We start from the raw sequence: 13,593 nt of genomic DNA on the forward strand, positions 1-13,593 counted from the left end.
GGACGTTCTGCACCCATCGAACGCATCAGCGCTCAAGTTGTCCACAGGCTGGGGCCGCCTGTAGCCAAAACGTGCCGGCGACCGAACAATCGGTAGGGAAGCCACTCGCTTCCGGCCCCAGCAGCCCCCCACGAGGAGGTGCTCGACATGACGGTCCTAGAGCAGTCCGGCGCATACCATCCCGCACCGCCCCCCGCCTGGCGCCCCCGCCGTGACCCGGCACCCCTGCTGCCGGACCAGGAGCCGCACAGGCTGCTGGGCACCGGCGCGGAGCTGGACGGCGGGCTTCTCCGGGAGCTGTACGGCCGGCTCGTGAGCGGCCGCCGGTTCAACGAGCAGGCGACGGCGCTGACGAAGCAGGGCCGCCTCGCCGTCTACCCCTCCTCCACCGGCCAGGAGGCAGCGGAGATCGCAGCGGCCCTCTGCCTCCGCGAACAGGACTGGCTCTTCCCCAGCTACCGCGACACGCTCGCCGCCGTCGCCCGCGGCCTGGACCCGGTGGCGGTGCTCTCGCTGCTGCGCGGGGACTGGCACAGCGGATACGACCCGCGGGCGACCCGCGTCGCCCCCCTGAGCACACCGCTCGCCACGCAGCTCCCGCACGCCGTCGGGCTGGCACACGCCGCCCGGCTCAAGGGCGACGAGGTGGTCGCCCTCGCCATGGTGGGGGACGGCGGTACCAGCGAGGGCGACTTCCACGAGGCGCTGAACTTCGCCGCCGTATGGCAGGCCCCGGTCGTCTTCCTCGTGCAGAACAACGGCTTCGCGATCTCCGTACCGCTGGCGAAGCAGACGGCGGCGCCCAGCCTCGCCCACAAGGCGGTGGGTTACGGCATGCCGGGCAGGCTCGTCGACGGCAACGACGCTGCGGCCATGCACCAGGTGCTCGGCGAGGCGGTCGAGCGTGCCCGCCGCGGCGAGGGCCCGTCCCTGGTGGAGGCGGTGACGTACCGCCTCGACGCCCACACGAACGCCGACGACGCGACCCGCTACCGCGAAGCGGCCGAAGTCACCGCCTGGCGCGAACACGACCCGGTCACGCTGATGGAGCGCGAGCTGCGCTCGCGCGACCTGCTGGACGACACCGGCGTACGGGAGGCAGGTGAGGCGGCCGAGCGCATGGCACGCGACCTCCGCGAGCGGATGCACCAGGACCCCGCGCTGCACCCGATGGACCTCTTCGACCACGTCTACGCGCGGCGGACCACACAGTTGCAGCAGCAGGCGCAGCAGCTGCAGGCCGAGCTCGAAGCGGCGGAGGACGAGGCGGGCGCAGGCCGGGAAGACACGGCGAGGACGGGGGAGACGGCCTGATGAGCACGGCGACGGGCACGTCGGTGGAGACCGGCGCGGCAGGCACACATCCACCGCGGGAGACCGCCCGCAAACCCGCCACGATGGCGCAGGCGCTCAACCGGGCCCTGCACGACGCACTCGCCGAGGACCCGGACGTCCACGTCTTCGGCGAGGACGTCGGCAGGCTCGGCGGCGTCTTCCGGATCACCGACGGGCTGACGGCGAGGTTCGGCGAGGAGCGCTGCACCGACACCCCGCTGGCCGAGGCCGGGATTCTCGGTACGGCGGTGGGCATGGCGATGTACGGGATGCGGCCGGTCGTCGAGATGCAGTTCGACGCTTTCGCGTACCCGGGCTTCGAGCAGCTGATCTCGCACATCTCACGGATGCGCAACCGCACGCGCGGAGCGCTGCCCATGCCGATCACGGTCCGGGTGCCCTACGGCGGCGGCATCGGAGGAGTCGAGCACCACAGCGACTCCTCCGAGGCGTACTACATGGCCACCCCCGGCCTGCACGTCGTCACACCGGCGACCGTGGCGGACGCCTACGGCCTGCTGCGCCGCTCCATCGCGAGCGACGACCCGGTGATCTTCCTGGAGCCCAAGCGGCTGTACTGGGGCAAGGCGGACTGGTCACCGGAGCAGCCGGAGGCCGTGCCGGAGATCGGGCGGGCACTGGTGCGGCGTCCCGGCACCTCGGCGACGCTCCTCACCTACGGGCCCTCGCTGCCGGTCTGCATGGAGGCCGCGGAGGCGGCGGCCCGTGACGAGGGCTGGGACCTGGAGGTCATCGACCTGCGGTCGCTCGTGCCCTTCGACGAGGAGACCGTCGTGGAGTCCGTGCGGCGCACGGGCCGCGCCGTGGTCGTCCACGAGTCGGCCGGCTTCGGCGGACCGGGCGGTGAGCTGGCGGCCCGCGTGAGCGAGCGCTGCTTCCACCACCTGGAGGCGCCGGTGCTGCGTGTCTCCGGCTTCGACATCCCCTATCCGCCGCCGATGCTGGAGCGGCATCATCTTCCCGATGTGGACCGGGTGCTGGACGCGGTCTCCCGGCTCCAGTGGGAGAGCGACTGGCGCTCGGACCGGGACGAGAGGGGCGGTCGCTGATGACTTCGGTACGCGAGTTCAGCCTGCCCGACCTGGGCGAAGGACTGACCGAGGCCACGATCGTGCGGTGGATGGTCGCCGTCGGCGATGTGGTGGCGGTGGACCAGCCCGTCATCGAGGTGGAGACGGCCAAGGCCCTGGTCGACGTGCCCTGTCCCTACGGCGGCGTGGTCACCGCGCGCTGCGGTGAGGAGGGCGCGGAGATCCCCGTCGGCGCCCCGCTGCTGACGGTCGCTGTGGGAGCGTCCGAGGATGCGGAGCAGCCCGCTGAGACCACTGCGGACGGGACGGCGCAGGAGACGGCCGGCGGGAACTCCCGCGGCCACGCCGCACCGGCGCGGTCCGGCGCGGCGAAGACCGCGACCGCCGCCGGTGAGGAGCGGGCGGACAGTTCCGGCAATGTCCTGGTCGGCTACGGCACCGGCGGCTCACCGGGGCGCCGCCGCCGCACACGCCCGCTCGACGGCTTCCGGCTGACTCCGGGCGCGGGGCACGGCGAGAGCGCGGCGGCCCGCCCGGCTCCGGCGGGAACGCCCGGTCCCCCGGCCACCCCGCACAACGGCCCCTCCGGGCCGGTGGCGGTGATCTCCCCCCTCGTGCGACGGCTCGCCCGCGAGTACGAACTCGACCTGCGCGCCGTCACGGGCTCCGGTCCCGACGGCCTCATCCTGCGTGCGGACGTGGAACGCGCGGCCCGCTCCCGGAACGAGGCCGCGCTCCCCGGGGCGGCCCTGCCCGGGACGGCCGCCGGCAAGACCGCCCCCGGCGCGGTCACCCCCGGCCCCGTCGCCTCCGGACCAGCGGCACAGCAGACCGCGCGGCCCTCCGCCCAGTCGCCCACCCGCGTTCCGCTGACCGGTTTCCGCGGCACCGCGGCCGACAAGCTCTCCCGCAGCCGCCGGGAGATCCCCGACGCGACCTGCTGGGTGGACGCGGACGCGACGGAGCTGCTCGCCGCACGCCGGGCGATGAACGCGCACAGCGGCCCCAAGATCTCGCTCCTCGCCCTCCTCGCCCGCATCTGTACATCCGCGCTGTCCCACTTCCCCGAGCTGAACTCGACGGTGGACACCGACGCCCGCGAGGTGGTGCAGCATCCGCAGGTGCACCTCGGCTTCGCCGCGCAGACCCCGAGGGGACTGGTGGTCCCGGTCGTCCGGGACGCGCACACGCTCGACGCGACCCGGCTCGGCGAGGAGCTGGCCAGGCTCACGGAGTGCGCCCGTACAGGGACACTGACGCCGCGCGAGATGACCGGTGGGACCTTCACCCTCAACAACTACGGGGTGTTCGGGGTCGACGGCTCGACCCCGATCATCAACCATCCCGAGGCGGCGATGCTCGGTGTGGGCCGGATCGCGGAGAAGCCGTGGGTGGTCGAGGGACAGCTCGCCGTCCGGAGCGTGGTGCAGCTTTCGTTCACCTTCGACCACCGGGTGTGCGACGGCGGCACCGCGGGAGGCTTCCTGCGCCATGTCGCGGACTGCGTGGAACAACCCGCGGTGCTGCTCCGTACCCTCTAGGGCGTGAGACCCGAAGACCGGCAAGGCCGCCGACCGCCCGGCCGCGAGTACGCGCACGACGCCGTCGTCCTGGCGGGCGGCGGCGCCCGGCGCCTGGGCGGCGCCGACAAACCGGCCCTCACCGTGGGCGGCCGGTCCCTGCTCGACCGCGTGCTTTCCGCGTGCGCGGGCGCCGCCACCACGGTCGTCGTCGGCCCGCGCAGACCGACGCACCGCCCCGTGGTGTGGGTCCGTGAGGAGCCGCAGGGCGGAGGTCCGCTGGCGGCACTCGACGCCGGGCTTCGCCGCACCACCGCCGAGGTGGTGCTCGTCCTCTCGGCGGATCTGCCCTTCCTGCGCGGGGAGACCGTCCGCGCCCTGCTCGCCGCGGCGGAGGAGACACCCGCCGACGCGGACGCGGAGACCGACGGGGAAGCGGACGGAAACGGAAACGGGGACACAGACGGGGACAGAGCCGGGGACACAGACGGGGACGGCAAGGGCAACGAGGGCGCACTGGTCAACGACGGCCGCGACCAGCCGCTGCTCGCCGCTTACCGCACCGAACCGCTGCGCCGCGAACTGGCGCTCCTGCACACCGAGTACGGACGCCTGACCGGGCTCCCCTTGCGGCTTCTCCTTCCTGAGCTGAGACTTCGTCGCATCAGCATCGCCGCCGGGCGTCACCCGGCCGCGTCCGACGCCCTCGACTGCGACACCTGGGACGACGTCGCCGCCGCGAGGGCACGAATCAGGGAGCATGACACCGTGCTGGACGAATGGATGACCGCGGCCAAGGCCGAACTCGGCATCGACCTCGACGTCGACAACTCCACGCTCCTCGACCTGGCACGCGACGCGGCACACGGCGTGACCCGCCCCGCCGCGCCGCTGACCACCTTCCTCGTGGGCTACGCGGCGGCCACACGTGGTGGCAGCCCCGAGGACGTCGCGGAAGCGGCAGCCAAGGCCGCCCGGCTTGCCGCCCGTTGGGCCGAGGAGGCGCAGTCCCAGGAGCCCGGAGGGGGGCAGGACGGCGGACGATGAGCGGCGCCGACGAACTCGACGAGGCGATCGCCCTGGCCAACGGTTCCGCCCATGGGCGGGCGGGCGGCGCGACCCCCCGGGGCAGCGGCCGGCGCCCGGACGAGGGCGCGGCCACGGGTGCCGGCTCCGGCTCTGCCACGGGGAAGGGCGGAACGCCGCGCCCACGGCCGGGCACCGGCTCCGGACCGTACGACGCCAGAGCGGCCACCCACGGGGACGGCACGGGCGGCGGGGGCGACACGCACGGCTCTGCCGGCGCCGGCAGTGCCGCCGCGGCCCCCGGCGGCGACGCCCACGTCCATGATCTCCCCTGGTCCGACGCCCGTACGGTCGCCGCCCGCACCGCCGCTCCCCTGCCCTCGCACGTCCTCCCCCTGGCCCAGGCCCTGCACCACACCCTCGACGCCCCGCTCGACGCCCTCACGGACCTGCCCTCCTTCGACTCCTCCGCCATGGACGGCTGGGCCGTCTCCGGACCCGGCCCCTGGGAGCCGGCGGAGGACACGGAGAGCCGGGGCATCCTCGCGGGCGACCGCCGCGAACCCCGCACGCTTCCCGACGGGCAGGCCGTCCGCATCGCCACCGGCGCCCGCGTGCCTCCGGGCACGAGCGCGGTGCTGCGCTCCGAGTACGGCGAAATCGCCGGAAGCCGCCTGCGGGCGACACGGCACCCCCAGCCCGGCGCGGACATCCGCCCCCGCGGCCAGGAGTGCCGCTCCGGCGACCGGCTGCTGCCCACCGGCACGCCGGTCACCCCCGCCGTCCTCGGGCTCGCCGCCGCCGCGGGCTACGACCGGCTGACCGTCACCAGGCGTCCGCGCGCGGAAGTTCTCGTACTGGGCGACGAGTTGCTGCACCGGGGCGTGCCCCACGGCGGCCGCATCAGGGACGCCCTGGGCCCGATGCTGGAGCCGTGGCTCGCCGCGCTCGGCGCGGACGTCCTGGTCACCAGACGGCTCGGCGACGACGCGGAGGCCCTGCACGAGGCGGTGGCCACGACCACGGCCGACCTCCTCGTCACCACCGGCGGCACGGCGCACGGGCCGGTCGACCATCTGCGTCCCACGCTGGCCCGCGTCGGTGCGCGCCTGCTCATCGAGGGCGTACGCGTCCGGCCCGGCCATCCCATGCTGCTGGCCCGGCTGCCCGGAGGGCGCCGCCGCGACGGGTCGGGAGAGGGCCCGTTCCTCGTCGGTCTGCCCGGCAACCCGCTGGCGGCGCTCTCCGGTGTGGTGACGCTCGCGGCGCCGCTGATACGCACTCTCGCCGACAGCCCCGCCGCGCAGGACCCGGTGGTGTCACTCACGGACGAGGTGCCCGGACACCCCCGCGACACCCGGCTGGTGCCGGTCACGTACTCTCCAGCCAAGTCGTCGGCCCGTCCCCTCCACTACAACGGACCCGCCATGCTCCGCGGTATCGCCACCGCCACCGCCCTGGCCGTCATTCCACCCGGCGGTGCCGCCTCCGGCACCGGTGTTCAGGTGCTGCCTCTCCCCTGGTTCACCTGGTGAGGAACTCACGCGCGTGAAGGATCAGTACCGCATCCTGCTTCCTCGCTCCGAGGTCAGCCCCCAACTCCAGGTCGGACGGCGGCTCCTCGCGGCGCTCCTGGTGCTGGCGACCACCGTCATGATCGTCTACATCGACCGCGGGGACTACAGCGACAGCGCGGACGACAGCGTCTCCTTCCTCGACTGCGTGTACTACACGACAGTCACGCTCTCGACCACCGGTTACGGCGACATCGCCCCGGTCACCGAGGGCGCGCGGATGGCGAACATCCTCCTCGTCACTCCGCTCCGCATCCTCTTCCTGATCATCCTCATCGGCACCACGCTCGAGGCGCTCACGGACCGCACGCGCGAGCAGTGGCTCCTGGCCCGCTGGAGGTCCAAGTTGCGTGACCACACCGTCGTCGTCGGTTTCGGCACAAAGGGACGCTCGGCCGCACAGACGCTGCTGTCCACCGGCGTACGCCGGGACCGGATAGTGGTCATCGATCCGAACCACCACGTGGCCAAGGCCGCGAACGACGAGGGATACGTGAGCGTGGTCGGTGACGCCACCCGCAGCGACGTCCTCGCCCGCGCCGAGGTGCGGCGTGCCAAGCAGATCGTGATCGCGACGCAGCGCGACGACACCGCGGTGCTGGTCACTCTCACCGCGCGCCAGCTCAACTCCCGTCTCAAGATCGTCGCAGCGGTACGGGAGGAGGAGAACGTGCCCCTGCTGCGGCAGTCCGGCGCCGACTCCGTGATCACCAGCGCGAGCGCCGCCGGCCGCCTCCTCGGCCTGTCCGTGCTCAGCCCCAACGCGAGCTCGGTCATGGAGGACCTGATCCAGCAGGGGTCGGGGCTCAGTCTCAACGAACGTCCCGTCACCAAGGCCGAGGTGGGTCTCTCCCCGAGAGAGTGCAAGGAGCTGGTGGTCACTGTCGTACGGGGCCACCGGCTGCTGGGATACGACGACCCGCAGGCCGAGCCGCTGGAGTCCACCGACCGTGTCGTGGTGATCCACCGGGCGGCGGCTCCGCACCCGGCGGAAGGGGTTCCGGGCGGCAAGGACGCGGCGTACGGCGGCCAGGGAGGTCCGGCGGGGCCGGGCGGTCCGGGGCGGCCGGGCGGACCCAGGGGCGTGGGGTTCTGGCGGGGCGACCGCAACGGCGGCTGAGGCTGCGCGGCCGGGCAACCGCCGGAGCGGCGGGAGTTGAGTCCTGGCGGCGTACCGGCCAGTACCAGGACGGGAGTGCGGGGCGGTGCCGCAGCGCGGCGGCCTGGGAGTAGCGTCGGCCCCATGGCTACGTCCAACTCCACGATGCACGCGGTCACCGTCCCCGAACCCGGTGGACCCGACGCCCTGGTCTGGGCAGAGGTCCCCGTCCCCGAGCCCGGCGAGGGCGAGGTGCTCGTCGAGGTCGCCGCCGGCGCGGTCAACCGCGCCGACCTCCTCCAGCGTCAGGGCTTCTACGATCCGCCGCCCGGCGCCTCTCCGTACCCCGGCCTGGAGTGCTCGGGGCGGATCGCCGCACTCGGCCCGGGTGTGAGCACATGGTCCGTCGGCGACGAGGTGTGCGCGCTCCTCAGCGGCGGCGGGTACGCGGAGCAGACCGTCGTACCGACCGGCCAGCTCCTGCCCGTCCCGGACGGCATCGACCTGACGACGGCCGCGTCGCTGCCCGAAGTGACCTGCACCGTCTGGTCGAACGTCTTCATGGTCGCCCACCTCCGTCCCGGCGAGACACTGCTCGTGCACGGCGGCGGCAGCGGTATCGGCACCATGGCCGTCCAGCTCGCGAAGGCTGTGGGCGCGCGGGTCGCGGTCACCGCGGGCAGCAAGGAGAAGCTGGAGCGGTGCGCGGAACTCGGTGCCGACGTGCTGATCAACTACCGCGAGCAGGACTTCGTCGAGGAGGTGCGCGCGGCGACGGACGGCGCGGGTGCCGACGTCATCCTCGACATCATCGGCGCCAAGTACCTGGAGCAGAACATCAAGGCCCTCGCGGTCAACGGCCGTCTCGCCGTCATCGGCCTGCAGGGCGGACGCAAGGGCGAGTTGAACCTCGCCGCGCTGCTGTCCAAGCGGGCCGCTGTGACGGCCACTTCGCTGCGGGCACGTCCGGCGGCGGAGAAGGCGGCGATCGTCGCGGCGGTGCGTGAACACGTATGGCCGCTGCTGGCGGACGGCAGGGTGCGGCCGGTCGTCGACAGCACACTGCCGATGAGCCGTGCCTCGGACGCGCACCGGGCGCTGGAGGAGAGCAGCCACGTCGGGAAGATCCTCCTGACGACGTAGGCAGCGGGTGCCGGCAGGGACCTTTCCAGATGCCGTATTTGTCCAATTATGTAACGCTGATTGCATTATTGGACAATCCGCAATGGGAGGGTCTCTGCCGTGCGGCACAGACGCCACACACTCCATGCGACCGCTCGGCTGCCCTGGGTGGCCGCCCTGCTGGTCGCGACCCTCACCGCCGCGGCCCCCGGCCCCGACGCGGACCTCGACGAGCCGAGTGAGCCGTCCGGTCTCCAACAGCACGCCGCCACGGCCGTCGCGGCCCCGGGCGAGCGGGAACCGTACCGCGAGGACGGCGCCCTCCCGGTACGGGTGATCACGACCAGTTCCGCGGGCGTCACCGTCCGGGTGCCGGCAGCCGGACTCCGTACGGGGGAGAAGTCATCAAAGAGCAAGGGCACTTCACGCCCCTCCACGCCCCCGGGCGAAGGTGAGAGCAGGGCCGCGCGCGCCCAGCACGCCGGACACACCGGACACACCGAGCAGGGCGGCCGGCACACGCGGCACGAGGTGGACGTCCCCGGCCACGAGCGCCACACCGGCCACAAGCACGAGCCGGGCCGCGAGCAGGAGCGGGGCCACGAGCGGAACCGGGACAGCAGGCAGCGGACGCCCGGCGGGCGCGCTCCGGAAGCACCCCGGCACCAGCCGCACCGCCCGTGGCCTTCCCCCTCCGCGCACGCGCCCCCCGGTGCGGCGGAGCACGCGGAGGGCCCCCACGGCGTTCCCCACAGCGGCACGGACAGCGGCACGGACAGCGGCACGGACGGCGGTGCCCGTGACGACCGGAGCGTCGCGGACGACGCTGGGGGCATCCTCGGCACACACGATCTCTACGCACCCGATCCGCAGGAACGGGACTCCGCAGCCGGGCCGGGGCGTCCCCCCGCCACCGCCGCCACCTCCTACGTCTCGCCGGTGCTCCCGCTCGGCGCGGGCATGACCCTGATCGGCCTGGGATTCGCCCTGCTCGCCGTCCGGTTGCGCCGCGGCTGACGCTCCTGCGAACGGCGGACGGGACTCGGCCGACAGGTGCCCTGGGCATGCGTGCAGAATGGGTGTCATGACACAGCCGAGCAACGAACGGCAACGCGAGAACCAGCACGTCCTGGTCGTCGGACCGGACGGCATGGCTCTCGGCAGTGCCGACTCCAAGGCCGGTGACGGCGAGGGCGACGAGCAGGGCGACGTTCCCATCACGGAGATGGTCGAGCAGCCCGCGAAGGTCATGCGCATCGGCAGCATGATCAAGCAGCTGCTCGAAGAGGTGAAGTCGGCCCCTCTGGACGAGGCGAGCCGCGTCCGGCTCAAGGAGATCCACACCAGCTCCATCAAGGAGCTGGAGGACGGCCTCGCGCCCGAGCTGATCGAGGAACTGGAGCGGCTCTCGCTCCCCTTCACCGAGGAGTCCGTGCCGAGCGACGCCGAACTGCGCATCGCCCAGGCCCAGCTCGTGGGCTGGCTGGAAGGTCTCTTCCACGGCATCCAGACCGCCCTCTTCGCGCAGCAGATGGCGGCGCGCGCGCAGCTCGAGCAGATGCGCAGGGCGCTGCCTCCGGGGGTGCTCCCCGAGCACGGCACGCTCGGTGACGAGGAGCCCGGCAGTCCGCCCCGCTCAGGCGGCCCGTACCTGTGACCCGCACGCCGTCCGGACGGGCGGACAGCACTCCGCCCTCGGTGCGGACTGTCCGCACCGACGCCCGGGACACGTGACACACGGACGCATGTGACGCGCGCCCGGGACGCGCGGACGGACCGCTGCCCGCGAGCAGGGCCACCGACCGCGGGTGGAGCCGCCTGCCGCGGACGGGCGGGCGGCGCCCTCAGCCGTCCCGCGTGCCGCCGGCGCTCAGGGGCCCGGCCGGCCCGCCATCCAGTGGTACAGCGTCATCGCGACACTGGTGGCCAGGTTGTAGCTGCTGACCTGGGGCTGCATCGGCAGCGCCACCAGCCGGCCGGCCCGCTCCCGCAACTCGGCGGACAGGCCGTGCCGTTCCGAGCCGAAGGCGATCAGCGCACTGTCCGGCAGGGTGAGCGTGCGGATGTCCTCGCCGTCGGGGTCGAGCGCGTAGAGAGGGCCGCGCGGCAGAGCCTCCGGATCGCACTGCTCGACCGCCGTGGCGAAGTGCAGTCCTGCGCTCGCCCGGACCACGTTGGGATGCCACGGGTCTACCGTGCCGGTCGTCAGGACGCCCGCGGCTCCCGCCCCCGCGGCGAGCCGGATCACCGCTCCCACGTTGCCCAGGTGGCGCGGATTGTCGAGCACGATCACCGGTGCCCCGCGGGCCCCGGCCCGTCCCGGGCCCTCCGTCACCAGGGAGCGGCCCGCGCGCCCGCTGCCCCGTACGGCGAGAGCCGCGACGCCGGTCGGGTGGGGCCTCGGCACCAGGTCGTGCAGCGCTTGGCCGGGCACCTCGCGCAGCAGTCCGTGCAGCTCGCCGGTGAGATCGGGGGCGAGCTCACGCGAGAGGGCGAGCGCCGCCCCGCGGTCCGCAGTCAGGGCGAGCGGCACCCGCGCCTCGAAGCGCAGGGCGTGCTTGAGCGCGTGGAAGCCGTCCAGCAGCACACTGCCGGCGGCGTGTTCACGCCACTGCCGCAGCAGCGCCGCGGCGTCCTCCCCGGCGCTCACGCCGTCAGCCGTACGGTCATGCCGTCAGGGTACGGACACACCGTCCCCGCTGTGCCGGCGCGGAGGTGCTGGAGGGACTGCACGTCGGCCGTCCCCGCCTGCGTCCTCGTCAGCGTCCTCAGCCTCGTCCGCGTCCTTCCCGCGCCCCTTGCGGCCCAGCCGCGCGAGCAGCCGGTTCCGTCCTCCCGAGAACCGCGCGCCCAGCCACATCAGCGCGACGGTGGGCAGGAAGACCGCGTCCGCCGCGACCATCGCCATCGAGAAGAACGGCAGACCGAGCAGCACCGCGATGCTGAGATGCTCGGTGATCATGGCGGCGAGCAGCACGTTCTTGGCGCGGCGGTTGAACAGCGCGAAGGGGAAGGCGACCTGCACCGCGACTGTTCCGTAGGTGATCAGCAGGGTGATGAGACCGCTGCCCGCGAGGATGATGTTCAGCTCCGGCCAGGGGGAGAAGTAGTCCAGGTGCGCCGGGTAGTAGACGGCGGTGCCGTCCTGCCAGCGGGAACCCTGGATCTTGTACCAGCCGGCCGTGGAGTAGATCAGGCAGACCTCGACGACGATGACGAGCAGAGCCCCGTTGTGCGCGAGGTTGGCCAGCATGTCGCAGACCCCCCGGGTCTGGCTTCCGGGCGCGTGGCGGCCGGCCAGCCGCCACACTGCCTGCGCTGCCCACAGTGCCCAGAAGAACAGCGCCCAGCCCATGCTGAGCCCGCCGAGAACGGTCGCGCCCACCAGTACGGCGCCGAAGAGGGACCACAGGGTGATGCCCAGGGTGTCCCTGTCCTCCGCCCGCGTTGCTCCGCTGCGGCGCTCCCTCCGGGCGTCCAGCGACCAGACCTGGCCGCACCGGGTCAGCACGAGGTACATCGCCATCAGGTGGATGACGTTGTCGCCGCCGTCGCCCATGAACACGCTGCGGTTCTGCAGGGACAGCACACCGATCATGAACAGTACGGAGGCGGTGCGGGTGCGCCAGCCGAGCAGCAGGGCGACGCTGGCGGCCACGGCCACGAGGTAGACGAACTCGAACCACAGGTCGCTGTCGGACCACAGCAGCACCGTGAAGGCGTGGTTGGAGTCGATCAGCCGCTCGGCCAGCTTCCAGCTCCAGGGGCCGTCGGGCCCGTACAGCTCATGCCTGTTCGGCACTTCGCGCAGCAGGAAGAAGAGCCACGTGAGAGCGAAGCCGACGCGCACGACGGCTGTCTGGTACGGGGCGAGCGCACCGCCGGTGACACGGGCCAGGCCGCGGGCGACGGGCCCGTCCCGGCCCGGCTCGTCCGGGGACGCCGGCGGCGCGGGGGCGGAGGCGTCCGGCGGGGCGGAGGCGTCCGCGGGGACGGCGGCGTCCGCGGGCTCCGGGAGCGCGTCGGGTGCGGAGCGCGGGGACGGAACCGCGCCCGCGTCGCCGTGAGGCTGCTGCTGTCCGGTCACTTGTCCCAGCCCCCCGGGAGGTCCGCGCTGCTGACCTGCCACCAGGGCTGCACCCGGTAGTCGGTCTTCGTGTCCGTCTTCTCGTCGCTCCAGTCGGGCGGCGCGACGGGTGTGGTGGCCGAGCGGACCTGGATTCGTTCGACCGTGCCGCCGTTGAGCTCCGGTCCGAAGCGGAGCATGACTATTCGCTTGATGTAGCTCTCGGAGAGTTCGCCGCGCATACCGACGGGCTTGCCCTTGTCGTCGTGCGAGTTGCTGAAGAACTCCCAGGCACGGCGCAGTTCGTTCTGCTGGACGTGGCTGGGGGCGATGTTGTGGTTGATGCCCTCACCGTCCATGGCCGAGAGGTTGACCCAGCCCGTGGTACGGGTACCGCCGTCGTCCAGGGCGACGCGGGCGCGGGCGTGCACGGCTATGTTCTGCTGCAGCGGGTTGGGAGCGAAGAGCTTCCAGTTCTGCTCGAACTCGGGGTAGACGTAGTCGTCGACCGCCTGGCCGTGCTGCTTGGTGAGGGTGTTCGAGGGCGCGACGTGCAGGAAGACCATCGCCAGATGGACGGCCACGGCCACGGCCACGACCGCGGCGGACACCCCCACCACCGTCCGCGCGACGGGCGAGAGCGCAGCGACGCCGGTTGTGCGCGTGTCCTCCGGCGGCGGCCCCGGCTCCGGCTCCGGCTGCGCCGCCTGCTGCTCTGCTGGCTCCATGCCCTCCCTGCTCCCCACGTTCATGCGGCCGAGTACGGCCTCAGAGGTTATTCGAGCCTTGACACCCTATG

General features: G+C 73.0%; 12 protein-coding genes. 9 read left to right on the plus strand and 3 right to left on the minus strand.

Annotated elements, in window-relative coordinates; all coding sequences use genetic code 11:
• Positions 1 to 147: 147 nt before the first annotated feature.
• The 9 genes from pdhA (at position 148) to H343_RS0106120 (ending at position 10,385) form a co-directional block, all read left to right on the plus strand.
• Positions 148 to 1,314, plus strand: coding sequence for a pyruvate dehydrogenase (acetyl-transferring) E1 component subunit alpha (gene pdhA / locus H343_RS0106080; RefSeq protein ID WP_028430421.1), 1,167 nt, complete (start codon positions 148 to 150; stop codon positions 1,312 to 1,314).
• Positions 1,314 to 2,405 (plus strand): alpha-ketoacid dehydrogenase subunit beta, encoded by a 1,092-nt coding sequence (locus H343_RS29105; protein ID WP_078505072.1) that lies wholly within the window; start codon positions 1,314 to 1,316, stop codon positions 2,403 to 2,405. Before pdhA ends, H343_RS29105 begins: the two co-directional genes overlap by 1 nt.
• On the plus strand, positions 2,405 to 3,928 hold the full coding sequence (locus tag H343_RS0106090; protein WP_028430422.1) for a dihydrolipoamide acetyltransferase family protein: 1,524 nt from the start codon (positions 2,405 to 2,407) through the stop codon (positions 3,926 to 3,928). Before H343_RS29105 ends, H343_RS0106090 begins: the two co-directional genes overlap by 1 nt.
• Positions 3,929 to 3,931: 3 nt before the next feature.
• Positions 3,932 to 4,954, plus strand: a complete 1,023-nt coding sequence (locus tag H343_RS29110) for an NTP transferase domain-containing protein (RefSeq protein ID WP_051264636.1) — start codon at positions 3,932 to 3,934, stop codon at positions 4,952 to 4,954.
• Positions 4,951 to 6,468, plus strand: coding sequence for a molybdopterin molybdotransferase MoeA (locus H343_RS0106100; protein ID WP_028430423.1), 1,518 nt, complete (start codon positions 4,951 to 4,953; stop codon positions 6,466 to 6,468). Before H343_RS29110 ends, H343_RS0106100 begins: the two co-directional genes overlap by 4 nt.
• A gap of 13 nt (positions 6,469 to 6,481) precedes the next feature.
• Entirely contained in the window at positions 6,482 to 7,627 is a 1,146-nt protein-coding gene (locus tag H343_RS29115) for a potassium channel family protein (RefSeq protein WP_078505074.1), read from the plus strand.
• A gap of 144 nt (positions 7,628 to 7,771) precedes the next feature.
• Positions 7,772 to 8,749, plus strand: a complete 978-nt coding sequence (locus H343_RS0106110) for an NAD(P)H-quinone oxidoreductase (protein WP_028430424.1) — start codon at positions 7,772 to 7,774, stop codon at positions 8,747 to 8,749.
• 99 nt (positions 8,750 to 8,848) lie between these two features.
• Positions 8,849 to 9,745 (plus strand): hypothetical protein, encoded by an 897-nt coding sequence (locus H343_RS0106115; RefSeq protein WP_028430425.1) that lies wholly within the window; start codon positions 8,849 to 8,851, stop codon positions 9,743 to 9,745.
• Positions 9,746 to 9,812: 67 nt separating this feature from the next.
• Positions 9,813 to 10,385, plus strand: a complete 573-nt coding sequence (locus H343_RS0106120) for a bacterial proteasome activator family protein (protein WP_028430426.1) — start codon at positions 9,813 to 9,815, stop codon at positions 10,383 to 10,385.
• 213 nt (positions 10,386 to 10,598) lie between these two features.
• Here H343_RS0106120 and H343_RS0106125 read toward each other — a convergent pair whose 3' ends face one another.
• From H343_RS0106125 to H343_RS29125, 3 genes are read right to left on the minus strand one after another with little or no spacing between them, the layout of a single operon-like run.
• Positions 10,599 to 11,378 carry a TrmH family RNA methyltransferase gene (locus tag H343_RS0106125; protein WP_028430427.1) on the minus strand — a complete coding sequence of 260 codons (780 nt, stop codon included), beginning with the start codon at positions 11,376 to 11,378 and terminating at the stop codon, positions 10,599 to 10,601.
• Positions 11,379 to 11,402: 24 nt separating this feature from the next.
• Positions 11,403 to 12,815, minus strand: a complete 1,413-nt coding sequence (locus H343_RS29120; RefSeq protein WP_051264637.1) for an HTTM domain-containing protein — start codon at positions 12,813 to 12,815, stop codon at positions 11,403 to 11,405.
• Complete coding sequence (locus H343_RS29125) at positions 12,812 to 13,522, minus strand: DUF5819 family protein (protein ID WP_051264638.1); 711 nt, start codon at positions 13,520 to 13,522, stop codon at positions 12,812 to 12,814. Before H343_RS29125 ends, H343_RS29120 begins: the two co-directional genes overlap by 4 nt.
• Positions 13,523 to 13,593 lie beyond the last annotated feature (71 nt).

It is taken from the genome of Streptomyces sp. TAA204 (genome assembly GCF_000424965.1).